The sequence below is a fragment of the Marinoscillum sp. HNIBRBA16962 genome (assembly GCF_057801515.1).
On record NZ_CM173603.1, the window covers coordinates 3,721,593 to 3,744,880 of the forward strand.

15 protein-coding genes are annotated in these 23,288 nt (G+C 43.7%); 8 read left to right on the top strand and 7 right to left on the bottom strand.

Features of this window, described 5'->3' with window-relative positions:
* Positions 1-28 precede the first annotated feature (28 nt).
* Together AC3E9V_RS15415 and AC3E9V_RS15420 are read right to left on the bottom strand one after the other, a co-directional pair.
* The gene (locus AC3E9V_RS15415) at positions 29-1,321 is read right to left on the bottom strand and encodes an amidohydrolase family protein (protein ID WP_488749026.1); all 1,293 of its coding nucleotides are present in this window, start codon (positions 1,319-1,321) and stop codon (positions 29-31) included.
* Positions 1,314-4,346 carry an amidohydrolase family protein gene (locus AC3E9V_RS15420; protein ID WP_488749027.1) on the bottom strand — a complete coding sequence of 1,011 codons (3,033 nt, stop codon included), beginning with the start codon at positions 4,344-4,346 and terminating at the stop codon, positions 1,314-1,316. Before AC3E9V_RS15420 ends, AC3E9V_RS15415 begins: the two co-directional genes overlap by 8 nt.
* 519 nt (positions 4,347-4,865) lie before the next feature.
* Here AC3E9V_RS15420 and AC3E9V_RS15425 point away from each other — a divergent pair.
* Entirely contained in the window at positions 4,866-6,581 is a 1,716-nt protein-coding gene (locus AC3E9V_RS15425) for a PAS domain-containing hybrid sensor histidine kinase/response regulator (RefSeq protein WP_488749028.1), read from the top strand.
* Positions 6,582-6,608: 27 nt separating this feature from the next.
* Here the strand turns inward: AC3E9V_RS15425 and AC3E9V_RS15430 are convergent, their stop codons facing one another.
* The gene (locus AC3E9V_RS15430) at positions 6,609-9,041 is read right to left on the bottom strand and encodes an aminotransferase class I/II-fold pyridoxal phosphate-dependent enzyme (protein ID WP_488749029.1); all 2,433 of its coding nucleotides are present in this window, start codon (positions 9,039-9,041) and stop codon (positions 6,609-6,611) included.
* Positions 9,042-9,215: 174 nt separating this feature from the next.
* Between AC3E9V_RS15430 and AC3E9V_RS15435 the strand changes: the two genes are divergently transcribed.
* Both AC3E9V_RS15435 and AC3E9V_RS15440 read left to right on the top strand, forming a co-directional pair.
* Positions 9,216-9,596, top strand: a complete 381-nt coding sequence (locus tag AC3E9V_RS15435; protein WP_488749030.1) for a DUF7793 family protein — start codon at positions 9,216-9,218, stop codon at positions 9,594-9,596.
* A 105-nt stretch (positions 9,597-9,701) separates the two neighbouring features.
* Positions 9,702-9,980: a hypothetical protein gene (locus AC3E9V_RS15440; protein ID WP_488749031.1), complete on the top strand. Its 279-nt coding sequence runs from the start codon at positions 9,702-9,704 to the stop codon at positions 9,978-9,980.
* Between the two features lie 539 nt (positions 9,981-10,519).
* Here the strand turns inward: AC3E9V_RS15440 and AC3E9V_RS15445 are convergent.
* Positions 10,520-11,767, bottom strand: a complete 1,248-nt coding sequence (locus tag AC3E9V_RS15445; RefSeq protein WP_488749032.1) for a serpin family protein — start codon at positions 11,765-11,767, stop codon at positions 10,520-10,522.
* Between the two features lie 149 nt (positions 11,768-11,916).
* Positions 11,917-13,140, bottom strand: coding sequence for an acyl-CoA dehydrogenase family protein (locus tag AC3E9V_RS15450; RefSeq protein WP_488749033.1), 1,224 nt, complete (start codon positions 13,138-13,140; stop codon positions 11,917-11,919).
* A gap of 158 nt (positions 13,141-13,298) precedes the next feature.
* Here AC3E9V_RS15450 and AC3E9V_RS15455 point away from each other — a divergent pair, with 158 nt between their 5' ends.
* The 3 genes from AC3E9V_RS15455 to AC3E9V_RS15465 are packed head-to-tail and all read left to right on the top strand — an operon-like array spanning position 13,299 to position 16,467.
* Entirely contained in the window at positions 13,299-14,240 is a 942-nt protein-coding gene (locus AC3E9V_RS15455; protein ID WP_488749034.1) for a tryptophan 2,3-dioxygenase family protein, read from the top strand.
* Between the two features lie 10 nt (positions 14,241-14,250).
* Positions 14,251-16,092, top strand: a complete 1,842-nt coding sequence (locus tag AC3E9V_RS15460; RefSeq protein ID WP_488749035.1) for a toxin-antitoxin system YwqK family antitoxin — start codon at positions 14,251-14,253, stop codon at positions 16,090-16,092.
* A 6-nt stretch (positions 16,093-16,098) separates the two neighbouring features.
* On the top strand, positions 16,099-16,467 hold the full coding sequence (locus tag AC3E9V_RS15465; RefSeq protein ID WP_488749036.1) for a CoA-binding protein: 369 nt from the start codon (positions 16,099-16,101) through the stop codon (positions 16,465-16,467).
* An 8-nt stretch (positions 16,468-16,475) separates the two neighbouring features.
* Here the strand turns inward: AC3E9V_RS15465 and AC3E9V_RS15470 are convergent, their stop codons facing one another.
* Positions 16,476-17,894 (bottom strand): leucine-rich repeat domain-containing protein, encoded by a 1,419-nt coding sequence (locus tag AC3E9V_RS15470; protein WP_488749037.1) that lies wholly within the window; start codon positions 17,892-17,894, stop codon positions 16,476-16,478.
* A gap of 101 nt (positions 17,895-17,995) precedes the next feature.
* Here AC3E9V_RS15470 and gyrB point away from each other — a divergent pair, with 101 nt between their 5' ends.
* Together gyrB and AC3E9V_RS15480 are read left to right on the top strand one after the other, a co-directional pair.
* Positions 17,996-19,954, top strand: coding sequence for a DNA topoisomerase (ATP-hydrolyzing) subunit B (gyrB, locus tag AC3E9V_RS15475; protein ID WP_488749038.1), 1,959 nt, complete (start codon positions 17,996-17,998; stop codon positions 19,952-19,954).
* Positions 19,955-20,182: 228 nt separating this feature from the next.
* Positions 20,183-22,060 carry a M1 family metallopeptidase gene (locus AC3E9V_RS15480; protein WP_488749039.1) on the top strand — a complete coding sequence of 626 codons (1,878 nt, stop codon included), beginning with the start codon at positions 20,183-20,185 and terminating at the stop codon, positions 22,058-22,060.
* Between the two features lie 69 nt (positions 22,061-22,129).
* On the opposite strand, the gene AC3E9V_RS15485 is transcribed toward AC3E9V_RS15480, so the two are convergent.
* Positions 22,130-23,206, bottom strand: coding sequence for a DUF1573 domain-containing protein (locus AC3E9V_RS15485; protein WP_488749040.1), 1,077 nt, complete (start codon positions 23,204-23,206; stop codon positions 22,130-22,132).
* Positions 23,207-23,288: the final 82 nt, after the last annotated feature.

Sequence of the window (23,288 nt, forward strand, 5' to 3'; positions counted from 1 at the left end):
TTCTCCATTCTCAACTCTCCATTCCCAATCATTCCTGATTTTCATATTTCTCCTTATACTTCTGATAAAGCCGCTGCTGCAGCGCTTCCAAATCTACTTCTCTACCCTGAATAAAAGAATATTCGATATTGTTGGTTCGCATATCCAGTATATCACCACTGGAAATGACAATGTTGGCATCCTTTCCTTCTTCCAGTGTTCCCGTGCGATCTGCTATGCCCAGAATTTCCGCTGTGTTAGAAGTGATCATGCTCAAGGCATCCTCCTTTGAAATACCATAAGCTGCGGCTGTACCGGCATAAAAAGCCAGGTTTCTGGCGCTTCTCAGTGCGGTGTAAGTAAGCCCCACTTTGATGCCTTCTTTATGAAGCAAAGCCGGAAGTTTGTAAGGCATGTCGATATCCTCTTCTTCCCGGTTTGGCCTACGATGAACATCAGCCAGCAATACCGGAATTTCCTCTTCTTTGATCAGGTCTTTGACATACCAGACATCTTCAGCTCCTACCAAAACCATTTTTGGTATATCCATCGCTTTGACCGCTTTGATTGCCTCTATGATCTGCTCCACACGATTAGCCGAGACAAACAGTTGCTTCTCTCCTGTGAAGACACCTTTCATAGCCTCCAGCTTCAGGTTGGTCTCTACAGGGTTGAGTTCGGCATAGGATTTAGCATCCTTCAAAAAGTTTTTCACCTCCTCTACCTGCTCAACGTAATCCTCATTTTCTCTGCGCTCAGTTTCTCCTCTCCACCATCGCGGACCGTACGAAAGCGCCGGCCAGTTCAGATGTACTGCATCATCTTCTTCGTAAATAGCATCCCGCCAGTTCCAGGCATCGAGCTGCACAATGCTGGATGTTCCGGAAATACGCCCTCCACTTGGCGTGATCTGGGCAATTTGTATCCCGTTAAACTTCATGGTAGGGATCACCTCAGAGTCGGTGTTATAAGCAATGATGGATCGGACATGAGGAATAAATGTTCCCACTTCATCGTTATCGATCGTTGCTCGTACAGCTGCTACTTCGGCCAAACCAAGGCTGATAACAGGGGAAATCAATCCCGGGTAAACGTCCTTACCCGCAGCATCTACCTGCCTGTAGCCATTAAGATCTGAGGGGGCCTGATCAGAAACTGAAGTGATTTTACCATCCTCAAACAGGATCACCGCATTTTCGATCACTTCTCCATTTCCGATATGTGCTGTACCATTTATTATCGCAATGGGCTCACTTTGTGGGGGTGCCGGGGCAGGAACCTGCGCCATCACTCCCAATGCAAAGATCCACCCGAGTATGTATAGTTTTATTTGCTTATTCATGATCAAGTGTATTTAAAGTGGAACCTTCTATTACGATATCCTCACAGTGAAACTCTCTGCGTTCGCTTTTTTGTGGCTTTTGAGTCTTTGCCCCACCATTTTTGGCTTCACGCAGTTTCTTAATGAGTCTTGCTCTTTCTGATGAGATCTTCTCACGCATTTCAGCATCCTTTTCCAGGCTGAAATAGACAATACCATCTACCAGGGTCATTTCCGGTTTGGCATAAATGCTCAAAGGATGATCTGTCCACAATACCAGGTCACCGTCTTTTCCTTTTTTGATGCTACCCATACGACCATCAAGGTGTAGAAGCTTTGCCGGATTGAGGGTAACCATCTTTAAGGCTTCAACCTCAGACATGCCGCCATATTTCACAGACTTGGCAGCCTCCTGGTTAAGCCTCCGGGCCATCTCACTGTCATCCGAATTGATGGCCGAGACAACACCTGCCAGGGTCATCAGGGAAGCATTGTAAGGAATGGCGTGCTTCACCTCATACTTATAAAACCACCAGTCACTGAAAGTAGAGCCACCTACGCCGTGTTCGGCCATGAGGTCGGCCACTTTGTATCCCTCCAGAATGTGGGTAAACGTATTAACATTGAAATTGAATTTATCAGCAACACTCATCAGCATGGAGATCTCTGACTGCACATAGGAGTGACAGGTGATGAATCGCTCTTTATTCAGGATCTCAAGCAGGGTTTCTAACCGCAGGTCTCGTCTGGGTGCCGGAGTAGATGCTTTTGCTTTTTTGCTTAAGGTATTGTATTTAGCCATTGCTTCTCCATACTCCTTAGCCAGGGTAAATCCATTCACATAGACCTGCTCCACACCCATTCGTGTCTGAGGGAAACGGATATCGTAATCCTCGCCCCAGTTGGATTGCTTCACATTTTCACCCAGTGCAAACTTGATAAATCCATCGGCTCCCTTGATCTTCATGGCTTCCGGAGCAGAACCCCACCGGAATTTCACCAATGCAGACTGACCGCCTACCGGGTTGGCAGAGCCATGCAATAGCTGGGCAGCTGTCACGCCGCCTGCCAGCTGACGATAAATATCTATATCCTCAGAATCTACCGCATCATACATTCTAACCTCCGCTGTTACGGCAGCCGAGCCTTCATTTACTCCTGAAAGGGCAGCATGCGAATGTTCATCAACGATCCCCGGTGTCAGGTGCTTGCCTGTAGCATCTACAACCCGGGCTCCATTTGCACTGAGTCCCTGGCCAACTGCTGCGATTTTCCCATCTTTAACGAGCACATCAGCGCCTTCCATTTTGCCATCCCCTTCCAGGGTCCATACTGTCGCATTTTGGAAGAGGATCGTTTCCTGCTGTGGCTTTTCGGTCCAGCCATAAGCTACGAACGGATAGATCATTTCTCCTATTTCAGGGGCTTTCTCCTCCTCATCTTCCTGGTCCTTCTCTTCGTCTTCTTTCACTTCCAGGTCACCGGTTCTAGTTGCTGACCAGTTGAGCCATTCACCTGAGACAGATTGGCCATTTCCGGCAAAACCACTTGCTTTTACCCATCCGGAAAGCCGTACATCAGCATCCGCTCCTTCCAGGGTGTAGGTCATGTTAATCCGGTTTTCTTTGATCTTTAAGGTAACTTTTACATCTGTAGAGTCATTGATGACCAGCTTAGCTTTAGGGCTACCCGGTTCGCCGGATATCTCCATATCAAAATCATCCCCACCCACAGTCAGCTCGTACTTACCGGAGTAGTCGGCAGGGTCAAGCTCCTGGTACTCAAACTTCTGGCCCTGGACCCAGGTCTGATGGATCTTAGCCTTATCGTCAAAAATGTTATCAGAGGCTATGAAGAAATTGGCCTGCATACCCTTCTTCAAAGCTCCCACCTCATTTTGCATATTATAATATCGTGCAGGCGTATAGGTCAAAGCTTTCAAGGCCTGTGACTCTGAGAGGCCGTATTTCACTGTCTTTCTGATGCTTTCCCAGTAGTCTTTAGACCCGTTGCTGGTAAAAGCCAGGTCCATGCCCGCTTCAGCGATCATTTTGGCATTAGCTGCCGCCATCTCCCAGTGCTTCATATCTGCCAGGGATACATCCAGGGCCACTACAGGATCAGAAACATCATAAGCGTCCGGAAAACTCAAAGGAATGATCAGCGAGGCATTGGTTGCTTTGATCTCATTGATGCGCTGGTACTCATCACCATTTCCTTTAATGATGTACTGATCACCAAACTCGTCCCCTACTTTATCAGCAAGGAGTACACGAAGTTTTCCTCCGTTTGCTTCAAAAACCTTTGGCAATGGGCGCAGTTCATTAAATGCTTTCAGGGTAACGTTGGTCTGCTCTTCTTTGCCCAGCGTCCGGTACCACTGCGCATCCAGGTAAGTCTGGCGAAGCAATGCTACCATCCCCATGATCGAGTTTGGATAAGACTGCCTGGAAGACCCCTTATTAAAAGAGAAATGAGCGGATGCATTTTCAGAGATAACAGCCTCCTGTACAGGTTTATTGGAAAGGTTCACAAAAACGGATGTACCCCGGACAATTCCATCCGGCTTGAATGAAACAGCTGATCCAATACCCATTTTTCGCATTTTATCAGCTTCTTTGCTATCCATTTTAAACTCTTCATAAGCTTTGTAGGTGGACTTGATCGCGTCGTTCCAGCCAAAAGGTCCCTTCAGCTTTGAATCATACTGCGGCCCATCTCCAAACCCTCCACCGCTAGGCTTTACTTCAGGTAAACCAAAATTAGAGTACGGCTCTACCAGTGCAGGATAAATGTATTTTCCTTCCACATCGATACTGATCGCTCCCTTTGGAACGGTCACATTAGGCCCTACTGCTTCCACCTTGCCATCCCGGATGACGAGTGTTGCATTTTCTAATTTGGTCTGGTAATCCACATAGATCGTGGCATTGGTCAGTGCATAAAGTCCCGGCCTCTCATCAGCCACCCCATTTACAGGAAAACCTTCCTGTCCCCTGGCAAAATGAAATACCACGACCAGCAAGCATAAGATAATTCTCCTCATATTTTACTGTTTAATCTGGTTATCAATTCTCTGCCTAGTTTAATCATTATCAACCTGAATTGCTGAATGTTTTACATCAGCGGCAAAACGACTGTGTGATCCCCATCCGTCGCAGACTTTAGACCCAGGGGAAACGCATTTAAGAATTTTGAACTGCAAAAAACTCCTGTAATCCCCTGAAAAAAGGGTGAGAGGGATGTCAAATATAAAATTTGTTTTTTTGCAGCTTAAAATGACCAATCTTTTATGATTTGTTTTTTTAAATGCGTTTCCCCTGGCTTTAGACTAACTTTATTGCAGAGGATCGATTTTCTTCGTATAATAGCAATTGAAGCTAACCTACCGCAGAGTTGTATTGCGCCTTATTGAGTTTTCGATTATGAGATAAAATATTGATCATTATGAGCCAAAATTAACCATCGACTAGCTGTTGAACAGGCATACGAACCCCCTGCTAAAAACACCATGCGGTCGTAATGGTGTGTTTTGGATTTAAATGATCTCTCCAAGCTATACAATATGTCAAGGCAAAGTAAGACCGAGCTATCCATCCGTAAAAGAATTGACGAGATCAGTCAATTGCTTTATGAGATTGCAGCTGGAAATTTTGATTACAAACTGCAGGTGACTGATTATGAATCAGAGCTGGAAGGTTTGATTGGGGGTATCCACATGCTCGGAGAGGAGCTGAAAACTTCCACTGTTTCCAAAGATTTCATGGAGAGTGTCTATCGTGGGGTAGTCGATATCATGTTTATTCTCACGCCTGACCTCAAGATAGAAAGGGCCAATACACCTGCTCAAAACATACTCGGCTATACTTATGAAGAGTTTGAGGGAAAACCTTTTAAAGAAATACTTAACGACAGCAAAACGAACTTTCTCAGGGAAGTAAAAGATGAGCTGAGCAAAAAAATGGTTTTGGATAATGTAGAATTCAAACTCAAAGCCAAAAGTGGTCATTCTTTCCCCGTGTCATCAGCTTTCTCCGTACTGTATGATAATAAAAAGAATATGCTCGGAATACTTTTTATTGCCAAAGACATCTCACAACTGAAAGATTCCGAGAAACAAATGCAGGAAGCTAAAGAGCGGGCTGAAGCAGCAAATGAAGCCAAATCCAGCTTTCTGGCCAACATGAGTCATGAGATCAGAACTCCCCTAAATGGTATTCTTGGATTTGTAGACCTCCTTATTGAGGATACCCCAACGGATAAACAACTGAAGTATTTAAGGATGATAAAGGTTTCCGGCGAATCCTTATCCAAACTCTTGAACGACATCCTGGACCTTAACCGGGTAGAGCAAGGTAAGCTGAATCTGGAAACGATCGATTTTCATTTTGAAGAAGCCACCCGGTCAAACTTGAATCCATATGCTTTCACAGCGAAAGAACGTGGCCTTAGCTTTGAACTGGTTTTTGATCCATCCATACCCAAAATTGTGTTAGGAGACCCTTCAAGGATAAATCAAATCACCAGAAACCTCATTGTCAATGCTCTGAAATTCACAAAGGAAGGGTTTATCAGAGTTGAATTTTCCGCCTCCCCTGTTAGTGATGCAGAAGTAATTATTACGGGCAAGGTTACTGATACAGGAATTGGAATCCCCAGCGAAAAACAATTCTCCATATTCGAAAGCTTTACACAGGCTGATAACTCAACCAGTCGAAAATACGGAGGATCCGGTTTGGGCTTGACCATAACCAAACACCTTATCGAATTGATGAATGGCCATATTCAACTTGAAAGTCCTGCAAAGTCTGAAGGGTTGGATTTAGGTTGTAAATTCACATTTACCGTAAAACTGGGGATCGGTGAAGAAAACATAGCAGAAGAAACAGTCCGGGAAGCATCAAAAATCACCTTTGACAAGCATTATGAGATTCTTATCGTAGATGATAATGAAATAAATCTGCTATTAGCAAAAAAAGTACTCGAAAGCATGAACGCCAATGTGCGTGTAGCTACAGATGGTCAGGAGGCTATTGAAATGACTGTAAAATATCAGTTTGATATAATCCTTATGGATGTGCAGATGCCGGTAATGGACGGTTATGCCGCTACCAGAAAGTTGCGCAAGAAAGGATATGATGGACTGATCATTGCACTTTCAGCAAATGCTTACAAAGAGTACATAGAAAAATGTTTTGAATCCGGTATGGATGGCCATGTTAGAAAACCTTTTACAAAAAAGGATGTCTATGATGCCATCATGGAAAATTTAAATAAATAGGACTACACCACTTCCTAACCTTACCACCTATCCTCCTTTTTGAATGGTAGACATCATTTCCATGGAATAATTATCCTTGGCCTGAATAAACCCAATTTTTGATTTGATCGTTGCCCCCACTTTACGTTTTTCAAAAGCTGCAGAAAGTCCCATTTCTACTTTCTTAAAACCCAGGCACTTAGCTCTCTTGATACTTTGAAAAAGCATCTGCCTATAGACATTGAACTCACGAGATATGCTATAATCCATACCAATCAGTGAAGGAACATAGCTGATCCCTTTGTTTTTATAGGAAAACATGACCGCTAAAAGACGGTCCTCCGGCAGATCATTGTAATCTGATTTAAGATGAAGCACAATAAATTCCCAATCGGGATGATCAGACATAGACCAAAGCAGGTTTTTATTGTAGGGATAGGTATTAAAAGCCAGATTATTATCCCATACGTTATGATACAATTTATAAAACTGGTCTACTTCTTCCTTAGTCAGCTTGTCTTTTATGGTTACATTAAACTTTGAAGTAAAGGGAGCTATTTCCCTTCTGAAATGCCTCCTGGATTTAGCAGAGAGGTTCTCAACATACTCTTCCTCTGTTGCCCAGGACAGGTCTTCAACCACGCAAGAATGTGGTAGGTCTATTTTCACAAACCCTTTCTTTTCAAAATAATCCGTAAAATACTCATCATCCTCAAAATCCCTGAGCGCAACCATCCCCGGGTTGAGTTGCAGATCGAGTTCTTCAACTTTCTCCATAAGTAGGTCCAGGGCTTCTTTGGACTTAGCATGCTTCTTGTCTAAAAACAGATGCTCTCCCTCAGTAAACAGAGACCCCATGGCCAGTGCGTAGGTGGAAAGATGATATGGGTCCTTTTTGCGTTTTTTTTCGATCTCCTCAGAAACAGAGGCAGGAGCCAGCATGTCTTCCTTCCAAACGCTATATGTAAAGTACGTTGCTAACACCGGTACACCTTTGGAGTCTTCTATGAGGAAGTAATAAAACTTCCAGTTATTTTCTTTCTCAGCCTGATTTTTGAAAAGGTTTTCCTGGAAAAGAAGTCCTTTATGATCAAACACGCCATTTCCGGAAAATATCTCATCCCATTGCTCCCCGTCGATCTGCGACGCGCTTGTATATGTTTTCACTTTCAGGGATGAATTATCCTCCAGCGTATCTGTTCTGTGTCCTTCCTCGAGAAGCGGCATTTTAAAAATCCTGCGCACCATGTTGGGTGCATAATTTTCTTCTTCCAGCGCTTTCGGATAGAGCACCTTCATGGCATCTATCAGGTTTTTGATATCCTCTCTATCATTGTGACGAGAGATCGTAAACCGCACTCCTGATTGCTTTATAGGTACCGCAGGAAATATGCCCATATTCACATAGAAGCCAGCATCCAGCAATTTTTTGTTGATGTTATAGCCAACAGCTGGCGGACCTGCTGCGATATAGAAGACCGGACAGTCATTTTTTTGTACCAAAGGAAGCTCTGAGTCCTCAATGAGCGTATTGCAATATTCAACCCGATCTGAAAGGTCGTGCTGAAGCTGGTAGATCTCATCTGAAAGGTGGATGGCAGCAGAGGCTGAAGCGGCTGCTACTGAAGCCGGCTCCAGCTGAGCTGAAAAGGTAAGAGGACCCCCAAAATTCTTGACTTTGGTGAAAAATTCTTTATTTGATGTCACCATCATAGCACCACTGGCCCCAAATGTCTTGCTCAGAGTGGCCATGACCACCATATTATCCTCTAGTTTTCCTAATTGGTCGATGGTATACCCTGTACCGTTTTTCCCCTTCCAGCTCATACCATGTACGTCATCAAAATACAGGTGAAGCTGGGGGTATTTCTTACATAATGACAGGAGCTCTTCAATAGGAGCTACATCCCCATACATGGAGTAGATACCATCAGCCATGTACCATATCTTTGAGTACCTGGACCTTAGATCCCTGATCTTATCCTCTAGCATCTCCATATTATTATGACGGATCATCTCCACAGGCACTCCTCTGCCTTTAGAAAGCTGAGCAGCATTTTGCACACTCCAGTGAACCTGGTGATCAAGTATAATAGCATCTTCATCCCGCACTACAGTGGGGATCACTCCAATATGCCCCAGAGTACTATTCTTCATCACCACCACGGGTAAACCATACATTTGCTCCAGCCTCGATTCCAGCTCTTTATAGATACCGAAACTTACGAATGTCCGTGAAAGTGGGAACTGGGTTCCGTATTGGATAATCGCATTTATAGCTGCCTCTTTGAGACGTAGATCCTGCTCAAGCCCGAGGTAGCCCGTAGTTCCAAAATGACACAGATCATTACCATCGATCCGGATATATTTGCCATCAAAATGAGCTCCCTCAGTATAAAGCTGCATGACCCCTTTTTCTTTCGCATTCTCCGAAATCCCACTTACCGTATCAATAAAATTGTTGTGACGAACTTTTGCCATTAATGAAATTCCCTATTTTTTCTAGAATTCATTTTTATCTAGATTAGCCTTAAGGCTCCGACTTTAGGCGTGTGTAATTAGTCCAAGGTAAAGCATCCTTGCTACTTGATAGTTGGCATTTTAGGTGAATCAGGTTTTTTTGTCGATATAGCCTTAACTCTCTAATAAAGCATCATGAATAAACCAAGTATCGAAAATGAATTCGCAGAATTTTTTATAGAAGGCGATATTCTATACTTCAATTATAAGCCAGATACTTATTTAGAATTGGATGCTGCCAAAAAGGTTGTGGCAGACAGAGTTTCCATACAAGACGGAACGCCTTACCCCGTGTTATGTAATATTACAGGCCTGAAAGGCATTAGCAAAGCAGGAAGAGATTACCTGGCGAAAGAAGGGTCCAACCTGGTGAAAGCTGTCGCATTGATCGGTGCATCACCCGGCCTCAGAGTGATGACCAATTTTTATCTCTATGTGAATAAACCCACTGTGCCAACCCAGGTTTTCAGTTCAAAAAAGGAGGCTCTTAAGTATTTGGATAAGTACAAAGACTAATTTGCCACCCAGCCAAATTCAATAATGGCTTGTTAATGGTTTTTTATGAGTGGCTAAACGAGTAGTGTTTTTTGCCGTAAAACAAGAAAACAAACCTTACTGCTCATGCTGAAAAATTACATCCTCTCCTCCCTGAGAAGTCTCCGCAAAAAGATTGGGTTCACAATCGTTAATGTATTTGGCCTTGCCCTGGGACTGGCTACCTGCCTGGCAATCTTTCTTTATGTTAACCATGACCTTTCGTACGATGAATTTCAAGATGACAAGGTATATCGTGTGGCTCTCAACCGCGTATATCCTAGCTTTGCTGACCGGGCTGCTGACCATCAGCTTCCAGTCCATCAAAGCAGCTATTGCCAATCCGGTGAATGCGTTGAAGGATGAGTAGAGATTTCAGTAGGCAATAAAACCCTTTTTATGACATGGGAATGACTGTAATCAGATCCTGATGGAGTGAGATTAATGTAGTCTGTTTTGTTTCACCCCTTCGGGGTTTCGTTTGATTTGTTTTATATTTCTAAAAATATTTCATCCCTTCGGGATTTGGCTGATTTTCTCTTTTTTTGAAGGTTGTATCCCCATGGTAAATGTCCATATTGGATCTCTTACCTTGAGTTTTATAAAGCTATTGTTCAAAACCTGTCTAACTGAGAAAGACCTGCTCCAAAATTGAAAGAGATTAAAGAATCGGCTTAGCGTTTCCTTAACCAGTACAAGTCTGTGGCTTACTAATCACTCCAAGCTTGAAGCCTGGAAGAAAGTTACAAACAGAAAGCAGATGAAAGTGACCTCCTACTGTTCGATAATCTAAATCCCGAAGGGATGAGGATTATTGTAGAAATGAATATTATTGATCGAAATAACCCTGAAAGGGTGGCATTGTTGTTTGTTTGACCCCTTCGGGGTTGTGCCCTACCGGCTTACTACAAAGGGTTCATCAACTTGCCTGAAAAGAGTATGGTTCCGGAATGGTTTTCACGAATAAAAAACAAAAAAGGTCGATCAATCGCAATCGACTGAGGAGCGGCTGTCTCTACAATTTCCACAATTGTGGCTGCGGCTGCTTCAGATCCTTCTTCATTTACTTCCAGAAAAGACTGATGGATTACGCGGCTGATTTGCGTAGAAATTGCCTCCTCAAATAAATTACTAAAATCAGCATCTCCACTAAAGGCGATTCCCATGCCTGCATCCGTCAGCATCTGATTGAGCAAGGTCTTAAACTCAATTTTGAATTTTGGCAGGTAAACCGATGTGGTTAGTGAAGCTGTATCCGTCAGTAGACCCTCAAAATCTTCCCCATCAAACTGCTCAATAAACTCATTGATACCTTGCTCTTCATCTACTGGCTGCACAATGGAAAACCTAAACTGGCCATTGCCATAAGGCAACTCAATTAATTGTGCGTTTTCAGATACTGCACGAGTCACTTTCACTTCCTCAGCAAACATGGTGGGAACCATTACACTGCTTCCATCGCTAAGATGGAACACACGATCTTCAGTCTCCTTCTTATCAAACTGGTACTGCCAGTCAGCCTTGAAATAGATTGCGTTAATCAGGTACATCACCGCATCCGGTGGGATCTGATCCAGCATATCTTTAATTTTCCCATGCGTCTCATTTTCTATCCAGCCGTTGATCAGGTCCAGGGTAGTAGCACTCTTGAAATCAGCCGCCCTGACTTCAGCATCGTAGTAGTCCAGCAAGGTAGTTTTGAAAGATTCATTGATCGACAGATCGTCCCGGTACCAGTTGGAGTTGGCCACCTCCAGGATAACCGTTTTATCCAGGGTAAAGAGGAATGATACCAGATCTCTATAAGCCTTATTTATCTCTGTAGAGCTCATATCTCCCTGGTGGAGCACCTCCTTCATGGCCTGTTTTGTACTACCTTCTGCCCCATTAAGAGTCATAGAAAGAGCCGTACTAATGCTAAAAGGAGAAATGAAAAGATTATCATCAGCATTCTCCGCATTGATCCGTAAAAACATATCAAAAGCAAAGCTGTTTGATGCCTGTACCACCTCTATCTCCTCTGCAGAGAGTGTCCGCAGGTCAGGTATGTTGTCAGGTTCAGGAGAATCCTTGTTGCAGGAAACAAAAAACAGTAAGCCTGCAACGAGTACACCAGTAAAAATGGCTGATAATGTAAGAGGTCTCTTTTTCATAGTCATGGTATTTATGAGTTAAGACACCTGATCTACTACGCAGGTTGGAAGCAAAATCAAAAAACCGGAGGAACCATCCAGTAGTTCCACCCCTTCGGGATTTTTTTAATCCAACGAAAAAGGCCTGCAATCTCGCAGACCTTTCTCCATCACTTAAATGCCGGAATACCGGTGATATCCGCCCCCAGGATCAGCAGGTGAATATCGTGCGTGCCCTCGTAGGTGATTACAGACTCCAGGTTCATCATGTGCCGCATCATTGGGTACTCACCGGTAATGCCCATACCACCGTGGATCTGCCTTGCTTCTCTGGCGATATCCAATGCCAGAGCAACGTTATTCCGCTTTGCCAGGGAGATCTGCGGCGTGGTAGCTTTGCCTTCATCCATCAGTTTACCCAGTCGCCAGTTGAGCAGCTGAGCCTTAGTGATCTCTGAAAGCATTTCAGCCAGTTTTTTCTGTACCAATTGGAACGAAGCGATTGGTTTATCAAACTGAATGCGCTCTGCTGCATATTTTCGGGCAGACTCGTAGCAGTCCATCGCTGCCCCGATCGTCCCCCACGCAATGCCATACCGTGCCTTATCCAGGCAACCCATTGGCGCTCCCAGCCCATCTTTTCCCGGAAGGAGGTTTTCTTTGGGGACCTTCACATCGCTAAAAACCAGCTCTCCTGTGCAGGATGCCCGTAATGACCATTTACCATGTGTCTCCGGTGTAGAAAAACCTTCCATACCACGCTCCACGATCAGCCCTTTGATACGGCCTTTTTCATTTTTCGCCCAGACAACGGCTATATCTGCTTTAGGTGCGTTAGATATCCACATTTTAGCACCATTCAGCAGGTAATGATCTCCTTCATCGGTAAAGTGTGTTTCCATGCCAGCCGGATTAGAGCCATGGTCGGGTTCTGTCAGCCCAAAGCAGCCCAGCATTTCGCCAGAGGCCAGCTTAGGCAGATATTTCTTCTTCTGCGCTTCAGAGCCATAGGCAAAGATGGGGTACATCACCAGCGAGCCCTGTACGGAAGCGGTAGACCGCATACCTGAGTCACCACGCTCGATCTCCTGCATGATCAGACCATAGGAGGTATAGTCCAACCCCCCTCCTCCGTATTCCGTGGGAACGGTCGGACCAAATGCACCGATATCTCCAAACTTTTTCACTATTTCAACCGGAAAGTGGTTTCGCTCAGCCCAGTCTTCGATGTATGGGGTGATCTCTTTTTTGACAAAGTCACGAATGGAAGATCGTATGAGTTTGTGCTCTTCTGTGAGCAGGTCATCGATCTGATAAAAGTCAGGAGACTCAAAATCGTCAACGAAATTGCGCTTCTTTGCCTGACTGTTTGGGGTTAATGTTTCAGACGACATAAATGTTGCTTTTGTTTTATCACGATAAAGGATCAAATTTACAACTTATATGGAGTCCATATGGACAATTATTGAGAACATGTTGTGGTGGTCTGATAATCAAGTGCCAAATTTCAAATGGGTGGAATTATCCGGCGTTTATTTAAGAGAGATAAAGAATGGGAAACAAAGAGTTTAGTGAAGAGATACTGGAACAGCTCGGAAAGCTGGAGGCAAAATACGACGCAATGGGCCAGGACCTGTCAGCCTACCTCGACGGACTGTTGCATTCCGACTACCTCACTTACTGGGATTATATCCGACTGGACACGCTCCTGAGCCTGCAGCAACCACGTACCAGTTTCCCGGATGAGAAGATCTTTATCCTCTATCACCAGATCACCGAGCTTTATTTCCGGCTGATCATCAATGAGCAGGATCAGCTCATTTTTAGCGAATCCCATGATCGGGAGACATTTTTAAAACGGATCAAACGGATCAACCGCTACTTTGATCACCTGATCGACTCGTTTGACATCATGATTGATGGTATGGATCCCGAGCAGTTTCTCAGCTTTAGGATGTCACTGCTCCCATCCAGTGGGTTTCAGTCTGCTCAGTACAGGCTGATAGAGATCGGCGCCACGGATTTCCATTACCTGGTATCCGTAGACGAGCGGCAAAACTTTTCTGAAAAGAACGAAATTGAGGATATCTATCCTCACTTGTACTGGAAAAAAGGCGCTACTGAATTGGCTACCGGTAAAAAGACGTTGACCCTGAAGCAGTTTGAAAAGAAATATTCTGATGACTTTATAGATCGTGGTGAAAAAGTACGGGATAAAAATCTGCGGCAGCTTTATCATTCGCATTTTGAAGGAGACGAAGAAGTCATGGAACAGCTACGGTTTTTTGATCATAAAGCCAATGTGGAATGGCCACTTATGCATTATAAATCAGCGGTAAGGTACCTGCAAAAAGACCCGGAGGTCATTAAGGCAACAGGAGGAACTAACTGGCAAAAATACCTTCCTCCAAGAAGGCAATACATCATTTTTTACCCGGAACTATGGAGTGAAGATGAGCACTCAAAGTGGGGTACTCGTGAACACCTCGTATGACAGCTTTAGGATGCGCATATTATGGTTCACCATATTCACATTTTTCGCTGTAAGCTCTGCTTCAGGTCAGCGTACTTTTGTCAAAAAAACATACTTTGACACGGAGAAAACCAAAATAAAAGAGGTTATCACTTTAAAAAAAGCAGACTCCACCTTGCATGGAGTCTATCATTCCTTTTTTGAAAATGGCTCGCTGGCTATCTCCGGTTACTATGAAAACAATCAAACAGACAGTACCTGGATCTACTACTTTGAAAATGGCCGGGAAAAAGCGAAAGGGTCTTACCAGCAGGGATTGCAGGAAAGAAAATGGCGATACTACTTCGAAAATGGAAATACCAGGGTAGAAGGCGCATTTAAAAACAACAAAAAGCATGGCCAGTGGACCTTTTACTACGAAAACGGATCGGAGAAAAGTTCCGGAATATACTTCAACGATCAAAAAGAAGGTATATGGAACTATTTTTACGAAGAAGGGTCTCTAAAAGCCCAGGCCTATTACGAAAGAGGCAACGGACCTTACAAGGAATTTTACCCGTCAGGCAAACTTAAGGCGGAAGGGATCAACAAAGATGACCAGAGCGAAGGAGAATGGACCTACTATTACGAATCGGGCGAAATAGAAGCCAGAGGTTCATTCAAAAAGGGAATCAGAGATGGTTTCTGGCAATATTTTCATAAAAACGGGCAGGTAGCTGCTGAAGGCAACTTCAGCAATGGAGAAAAGTCGGGTGTATGGAAATACTACTTCCCGGATGGCAGCATAAGCTCCGAGGGGCAGATGGTTAATAATCAGCAAGACGGATTCTGGAAATTGTATTACCAAAGTGGTGAGGTGAAGGGTGAAGGAAAATACGACCGGGGAACTGGCGAGTATGTAGAATACTACGCCAACGGTAAGCAAAAAGCCCGCGGAAAGATAAAAGATGGAAAAAAAGACGGGAAATGGACCTATTACACAGAAGAAGGACTGGAAGACGGGATTGCCTTCTTTGAAAACGGTGTAGGAGAATACTACGGTTACTACCCTGATGGTACCACAAAAATGACGGGCCTGATTGAGGATGGCAAACGGGTCGGGAAGTGGACGCTTTACAATCCGGATGGAACAGTAGCTGGAATTTATAAACCTGTGTATGAGGAAGAAAAACCTATTTTCAGAACGACAGAACTGGATGATAACGATAATAAAAAAGGAAGTGATAAACCTGAGTACCGTTACAAAAACAAAAAGCTCAGGTACTTTAACCCAAGAATAAATGAATATACAGGATACATCGTGGGTACCAATCCACTATGGGCCTTTGTAGGTAAGTTTCCGGTATCGGTCGAATACTATATCCAGGAGCGACTGGGATTTGAAACGGAGGTTACCATACACAATCGGCCTTTTTTTCAATACCCTGCTGAAGTCAAAACCAACTCCCTTTACAAAACAGGTATAGAGCTGGCCATCAAGCAAAAGTTTTACAATCCGGACGCAGAGCTTGGCATGTTTTACTTTGGCCATGAGCTGCTGGGGGCCTATATCGAGCATGGCTCCAACATCCTGGACAGCACAAACACCTCCATCCCTCCCATCCCCGAAGCTGTAAAAATGATGGAGAGCCGTATCGCTTACGGGCTCTTTATAGGCAACCGGTGGATGGAAAGAGCAGGCGACTCAGGGCTCACATTTGACTTTAACATTGGCCTGGCTATAGGCAGGAGGTTCATGAAAAAGGATTACAGCCCCGATCCGGTATATGATCAGCTTTTCAATGAACTAAATCAAAACAAATTGTATTTACCCATCATAATAACGTTGAATATCGGATACGCAGGACCAAAGCGTAGAAGCACAAGTTTTTAAATGAAGATGAGTAAAAAAACAGTCATTATTGGTGCCACACCAAACCCTGCTCGCTATGCATACCTGGCAGCAGAACGTCTTACGGCAAAGGGACACCCCATTGTACCCATTGGGATTAAAAAAGGAGAAGTATTTGACAAGCCAATACTAAACCTGAGGGAAAGACCTTCAATAGAAAAGGTAGATACAGTGACGCTCTACCTCAACCCCACCAATCAGCAGGAATGGGAAGATTACATTATCAACCTTAAGCCGGAACGGATCATTTTCAACCCCGGAACCGAAAACCCTTCATTGCAGGACAAAGCTCAAAAAGCCGGTATTAATACAATGAATGCATGTACCCTGGTAATGCTGGGGTCTCAGACTTACTAATCTTGGTACTACTCCGAGCTGCCTTCTGAAGGCTCTCTGACCTCCTCTTTATAAACTCTTGGTACACAGATGGTTCCCGAATCGATCATTCTAGCGATCATAGGAGAAAGGTACCGGTTTTCAGTTGCATTGAAATCAATCGGATTTTTCTGGTAGGTAAATAGCTTTAAATGTTCCAGATTTTCTACTCCTTTCGGGATGGTATTGATCTGATTGTCTGAAATATCCAGGTCTTCCAGCATTGGGAGCTCCAATACCTGCCTGGGAAACTCCAACAGATAGTTTTCATTTACCCGTAAAATTTTAAGGTTCTTCAGGTTGCTAATACTGGAAGGAATCACACTGAGCCTGTTTCTGTGGAGATAGAGCTGCTCAAGATTTGTCAACCTTCCGATGGACTCTGGCACATCGTAGATCTTATTGCTGGCCAGGTATAAGATTTCAAGTGTCTTTAAATCCCCAATAGCATCAGGTATTACCTCCAGTTCATTGAAATACAGATCTACTACCAGCAACTGCTTCAAATCAAAAAAGTCCCCCGGAAGCGATCTCAGGTCATTCTTATAAAAAGATAGTTTGGTTAACTTTTTCCAGTTAGAAATGCCATCCGGCAAAGAATCCAACTTATTTTCCTGTAGCTGCACCTCCTCTACTCCGTCCATTTCATAAAAGCTCGGGTGTAAATAAGTTAAATCACACTTATTAGCCTTAAACACCTTAATGAAGTCAATTTTATCATAGTTATTTTCCGTGATCTCCAGATTCGGGCTGTTGTTAAAGGAAACTTTCTCGACAAATTCTGCCCTGACTAAACGATTCACAGGGATCTCTTCAAATAAATTCTCATCCAAAACAAGCTCTTTCAGGTTTGTCAGCTTTTTAATCCCCAGGGGTACGCGCGTCAGGGTATTATAGCTAAGATCCAGCTTTTCGATATTCTCCAGCTTTTGGATCCTGATCCACCAGAAATCATCCAGGCTGTTAGACCGCCAGTAAATCCTTTTTAAGTTAGGTAAACTCCCCAACTCTTCGGGTAGCTTCTTAATATTATTATAATCAAGGATCAGCACTTCCAGACTGACAGCCTGAAAGACCTCTTCCGGCACTTCCTCAAGCCCTGCGTAGGTCAGGTCTATTTTTTTCAGGGTGTCTATACGCTTATTTTCAAGCAGGGCTTTGAGACGCCTCAGCCCATTTGCAGAGTACTCATGCTTTTTGTATTGTACAATAGAGTCCATCGCCTTTTTAGGGCTTTCCGCAAACATTTTTTTATAAATCTGCTGCTGCCTCCTGTACTTAGCCATCCGCTCCTCCATCACCTTCCGCAAACTATCCCGATGGCTTAATTTCTCTGAATTTGTGGTATCCTGTCCCCTGCTGACAGTGCATAACACTATAAAAATCACAAGACTTAAAAATATCCTCATAACTAAATTTTTAGTTGATCAAAACTAATCAAGCAAATGTCTAAATCCAAGCCGTTCATGAAGCATATTTTATATATTTTTGAGCTTTTAAAATGCGAATTATGGAACAAGAAAAGTCATTAGGTAAAGGAGACTACTCAGCCAGTAATATTCAGGTACTAGAAGGGTTGGAAGCAGTAAGAAAACGACCAGCGATGTATATCGGTGACGTGGGGGTCAAAGGGTTTCATCACCTGGTCTGGGAGGTAGTGGATAACTCAATTGACGAGGCGCTTGCAGGCCATTGCGATGAGATTACTGTAGAGATCAATAAAGATAACTCCATTACCGTAACCGATAACGGACGTGGTATACCTACTGATATTCACCAAAAAGAGAAAAAGTCAGCCCTGGAGGTAGTAATGACCGTATTACACGCCGGAGGTAAATTTGATAAAGACACGTATAAGGTTTCCGGAGGTCTTCATGGTGTAGGTGTATCCTGTGTGAACGCACTTTCTTCAAGCCTGAAAGCTACCATTCATCGGAAAGGGATCATTTACGAGCAGGAATATGAGCGAGGCGTCCCGAAGGAACCTGTCAGAGAGATTGGTAAAACGGATAAAACAGGTACTGTCATTACTTTCCTGCCAGACCAGGATATCTTTTCCGTTCATGAGTATAAGTATGACACGATAGCTGGCCGCCTGCGCGAATTATCTTTCCTTAATGCAGGAATTAAACTCATTTTGATTGACCACAGAGATCAGGACGAGAATGGAAATGACCTTTCTGAGGATTTTTTCTCCGAGGGAGGACTGAAGGAATTTGTGGATTACCTGGATAGCACGCGTGAAAAACTCATTCCTGAGCCCATCCACATCAACAACGACAAAGGAGATATACCAGTAGAAGTAGCTCTGAACTACAATACCTCATTTACCGAAAATGTAGTTTCCTATGTCAATAACATCAATACCATAGAGGGCGGAACCCATGTAGCAGGATTCAGGAGAGCGCTCACTCGTACGCTGAAATCATATGCGGACAAATCCGGCCTTCTGGAAAAGGCTAAAGTAGAAATAACGGGAGATGATTTCAGAGAGGGATTAACAGCGGTTATTTCCATCAAAGTAGCCGAACCACAGTTTGAAGGACAGACCAAAACCAAGTTGGGTAACTCCGATGCTATGGGCGCTGTGGATGGCAGCTTAAGCGAAGCCCTTTTTGAATACCTCGAGGAGCATCCAAAAGAAGCCAGATCTATTGTTTCCAAAGTAATATTAGCTGCCCAGGCACGTCATGCTGCCCGGAAAGCCCGGGAAATGGTCCAAAGGAAAAACGTCCTTTCCGGAACCGGCCTTCCGGGAAAACTGGCTGACTGTGCTGATAAAGACCCTGCAAACTGCGAAATCTACCTGGTGGAGGGTGATTCTGCCGGTGGATCAGCTAAACAAGGCAGAGACAGGAAGTTTCAGGCAATACTGCCCCTCAGAGGTAAAATCCTGAACGTAGAAAAAGCACAGGAGCATAAGATCTATGACAATGATGAGATCAAAAATATCATTACTGCTCTGGGTGTCCAGTTTGGTCGGGAAGATGACCAAAAAGCTTTAAACACGGACAAGCTGCGATACCATAAGATCATCATTATGACGGATGCCGATATTGATGGTAGTCACATCCGAACCCTGATACTTACATTCTTCTTCCGCTACATGAGAGAGCTGATCGAAAACGGTTATCTCTACATTGCCCTGCCTCCTTTGTACTTAATAAAGAAAGGTAAACAGGAACGCTATGCATGGACTGAAGACGACCGAATAGCAATTATAAAAGAAATAGCCCCGGAAGGAAAAGAAGACACAGTCAATGTGCAGCGTTACAAAGGATTGGGAGAGATGAACCCTGAACAATTATGGACAACAACGATGAACCCGGAATCCAGGGGACTTAAGAAGGTTTCTATAGAATCAGCAGCAGAGGCAGATCACCTGTTCTCAATGCTAATGGGCGACGAGGTAGCGCCTCGAAGAGATTTCATCGAGAAAAATGCAAAATACGCAAATATTGATGTCTAAAACGTTGACTTGGATCGGAAAGGAGCAATCACTAGCTGAAATAGTGCCTGCACAAACTTCCATATCATTGCGAAAGAAAATAATACCGCTGATCCCAACGCTAAGACAATAAGCAAAAACAATTCTAATACCTTGTCCATTATATCTGTTGTTACATATAAATAAATGGAAAAAACGGGAGAAAGTTCAAATATTCTGAAAAAACTTATCCACATAAAATATTATTTTATGAAGATTGCAATATCGGCGACCTTTATTTTTTTTATTTGTAATTTATCAATAGCTCAGGGCTATTGGCAACAACGAGTGGAATATGAAATGGAGATTGACTTTGACGTGAAGTCACACCAGTTCACTGGAAATCAGTCGCTGAAGTACTTTAATAATTCACCCGATACCCTTACCAACATCTATTACCATCTGTACTTCAACGCATTTCAGCCAAACAGCATGATGGATGTAAGGAGCCGGACTATTGATGATCCGGACCCCCGGGTCATGGATAGAATACAAAAGCTGAAGCCCGATGAGATTGGATACCAAAAAGTTATTTCTCTCAAGCAAGGCAGTAATAACCTCGAGTATGAAGTCTCTGAAACGGTATTGGAAGTCAGGCTTGCGGAGCCCATCCTGCCCGGACAAAGCGCTACTTTCACTATGAAGTTTGAAGCGCAAGTGCCTCTTCAGGTCAGGAGGAGTGGAAGAAACAGCTTCGAAGGGGTGGACTATTCTATGGCTCAGTGGTTCCCTAAAATGGCAGAATATGATGAAGATGGATGGCATACACCACCTTATGTAGCCCGTGAATTTTACGCACCCTGGGGAGATTACGACGTGAAGATCACTATTGACAAGGATTATGTGCTTGCCGGAACCGGTGTTTTACAAAACCCCGATGAGATCGGTTATGGATATGAGGCCCCAGACGCCAACGTTAAAAGAAAAGGCAGGAAGCTTACATGGCACTTTAAAGCAGAAAATGTGCATGATTTCGTCTTGGCTGCAGACACAGCTTATACACAGACCACTGCTCAGGTACCTGGCGGTCCCCTACTCAGGTTCTTTTATATCCCCGGACCTGAAACAGAACTATGGCAAACCAAACTACCTGAATATACAGTAAAGGCCTTTCAATATCTTGAAGATCATTTTGGTAAATATGGCTGGAGCGAATACTCGGTAATACAGGGTGGCGATGGCGGTATGGAATACCCAATGGCTACTTTAATCGCCAATAAACGCGCCACAAGTGGAGTAAGGTCTTTACGTTCATTAGTTGGTGTAATGGTTCATGAAGTACTGCATAGCTGGTACCAGGGCATGTTGGCAACAAATGAAAGTTACTATGCATGGATGGATGAAGGGTTTACCTCTTTTGCTGAAAACTACACCCTAAATCACATAATGGCGCTTGATGGGCACCCCATGGAAAGCGACTACAAACGATATTTTCGATGGGCTAAAACCGGTCTTGAAGAACCTTTAACAACCCATTCAGACCATTTTGATCTAAACCAGGCCTATTCCATTGCCTCATATACGAAAGGAGCTATTTCACTGGAGCAGTTAGGTTATGTCATTGGAGATGAAAACAGAAACGCAGGATTGCTCCGGTACCATAAACAATGGGCCTTTAAGCATCCGGATATGTATGATTTCATAAGGGTCATGGAAAAGCAATCCGGCATTACCCTGGATTGGTATTATGACTATTGGATTAAAACCACAGAAACGATCGATTACGCCATCAAAGGTATTGCAGATCAGGGTCAGAAAACACAGATTGCGCTGATACGACTCAAAAAAATGCCTATGCCTTTGGATGTGGTTATTACAAAAAAAGATGGCTCCAAATTGCTTTACTACATACCGCTCGGAATCATGCGGGGAGAAAAGCCTAATGAGTTTTCGTTTGAGCGGGTGATCGGGGAGGACTGGTCATGGACACACCCGGAGTATTCTTTTACGATAGACATACCTTATTCAGAAATCAGTGAGGTAGAAATAGACCCCTCCGGACGAATGGCTGATATCAACCGATCCAATAACAAGATAAAGGTCGGTGATTCGGTTTCCGTATCAGAAAATGAAAATGAAGAGAATTAATTGAAGAGAATAAAAAAGGTCGCAGGAGTGTAATCCAGCGACCTCTTTTATTATTTATTGCTATCAGTTTTACTTGACCTCAGCCTTCACTGTGATCATCTGACTCGGTCCGGTAGGGTCATTACTAAAGACCGTCACAGTCTTGTACTGTCTCCCTTTCCTGCCGGATGTGTCAAAGCTCACTTTCATCTCGATGGTCTGTCCCGGCTTGATCTTCGCTTTTTGCAACTCAGCTGACGTACAACTGCAGTTTCCCTTGGTCTTTCTGATCAGAAGCTTTTCCTGACCATTATTAGTCAACTGAAATGTAGTTTCGACCGTAGTGCCTTCATTCACCTGCCCAAAATCATGCTGCACCTTGTCAAATGACAACCTGGGAGCCATGGCCTTTTCTTCATCTGTCATGGGTGGGAAATATTCCTCAATGGTAGTTATCACAAAAAGCTCCTTTTCAGCATCTTCTTTTTCAGTGGTATACAGCTTGATATTGTCTGAAATAAAGCCCAAATCATCTTTCTTATTTGGATCATAATGAACAACCAGCTTGCCCGTTTCTTTCGGCTCAAGGGTCTGTGGCTCAAAGGAAACGGAAATGTGTTTAGGAAGATCCCGATCCACTGACCAGGTGATGGCTGTGTCTCCATCATTGTATACATCAAAAGCTTTAGAAACCACCTTTTCCGTAGTGACCTTTCCCATATTCAGGGACTTATATTTCAACCGGACAGCCCCAATCTTTGTAGATAATTCATCCTCAACAGTCTTGGGACGTGGCTTTACCGAACCTTCTATATAAAGCGTTTTCGTTTGCCGTGATCCACCATTTTCATAAGTCACCCTCAGGGATTTTTTAAACCTTCCCGGTCGGTTCATCGGGTTGTATCGTGCAGTTACAAACCCGGAATCCATCGGAGCAACTTCCTCTTTAGACCATCCCGGCGTGGTACAACCACAGGAAGCTTTCACCGCAGTAATTTTCACTGGCTGATCTCCATTATTCATAAATGAAAATGAATAGGTGATCGGGCCGCCCTCTTCAGGCACCTCCCCAAAATCGTAAGTATTGACATCAAAGATCATATCCCCCTGAGCCAATGCTCCAGAGGCTACGACAAATGCTATTAAGATCGAAAACAGTTTATACATAGCTCATTCAAAAATTTAAAATCCACACAAACTTAATAATACCTCTTGATAATCTACTTCAACCCCTAATTATGCTTAAGAA

What these genes read in the sequence shown, in the direction of transcription:
- AC3E9V_RS15485 (WP_488749040.1), bottom strand. Translation starts at nt 23,206, where the DNA reads ATGTATAAACTGTTTTCGATCTTAATAGCATTTGTCGTAGCCTCTGGA.
- AC3E9V_RS15430 (WP_488749029.1), bottom strand. Translation starts at nt 9,041, where the DNA reads ATGGCAAAAGTTCGTCACAACAATTTTATTGATACGGTAAGTGGGATT.
- AC3E9V_RS15425 (WP_488749028.1), top strand. Translation starts at nt 4,866, where the DNA reads ATGTCAAGGCAAAGTAAGACCGAGCTATCCATCCGTAAAAGAATTGAC.
- AC3E9V_RS15420 (WP_488749027.1), bottom strand. Translation starts at nt 4,346, where the DNA reads ATGAGGAGAATTATCTTATGCTTGCTGGTCGTGGTATTTCATTTTGCC.
- AC3E9V_RS15460 (WP_488749035.1), top strand. Translation starts at nt 14,251, where the DNA reads ATGCGCATATTATGGTTCACCATATTCACATTTTTCGCTGTAAGCTCT.
- AC3E9V_RS15480 (WP_488749039.1), top strand. Translation starts at nt 20,183, where the DNA reads ATGAAGATTGCAATATCGGCGACCTTTATTTTTTTTATTTGTAATTTA.
- AC3E9V_RS15435 (WP_488749030.1), top strand. Translation starts at nt 9,216, where the DNA reads ATGAATAAACCAAGTATCGAAAATGAATTCGCAGAATTTTTTATAGAA.
- AC3E9V_RS15440 (WP_488749031.1), top strand. Translation starts at nt 9,702, where the DNA reads ATGCTGAAAAATTACATCCTCTCCTCCCTGAGAAGTCTCCGCAAAAAG.
- AC3E9V_RS15415 (WP_488749026.1), bottom strand. Translation starts at nt 1,321, where the DNA reads ATGAATAAGCAAATAAAACTATACATACTCGGGTGGATCTTTGCATTG.
- AC3E9V_RS15450 (WP_488749033.1), bottom strand. Translation starts at nt 13,140, where the DNA reads ATGTCGTCTGAAACATTAACCCCAAACAGTCAGGCAAAGAAGCGCAAT.
- AC3E9V_RS15455 (WP_488749034.1), top strand. Translation starts at nt 13,299, where the DNA reads ATGGGAAACAAAGAGTTTAGTGAAGAGATACTGGAACAGCTCGGAAAG.
- gyrB (WP_488749038.1), top strand. Translation starts at nt 17,996, where the DNA reads ATGGAACAAGAAAAGTCATTAGGTAAAGGAGACTACTCAGCCAGTAAT.
- AC3E9V_RS15465 (WP_488749036.1), top strand. Translation starts at nt 16,099, where the DNA reads ATGAGTAAAAAAACAGTCATTATTGGTGCCACACCAAACCCTGCTCGC.
- AC3E9V_RS15470 (WP_488749037.1), bottom strand. Translation starts at nt 17,894, where the DNA reads ATGAGGATATTTTTAAGTCTTGTGATTTTTATAGTGTTATGCACTGTC.
- AC3E9V_RS15445 (WP_488749032.1), bottom strand. Translation starts at nt 11,767, where the DNA reads ATGAAAAAGAGACCTCTTACATTATCAGCCATTTTTACTGGTGTACTC.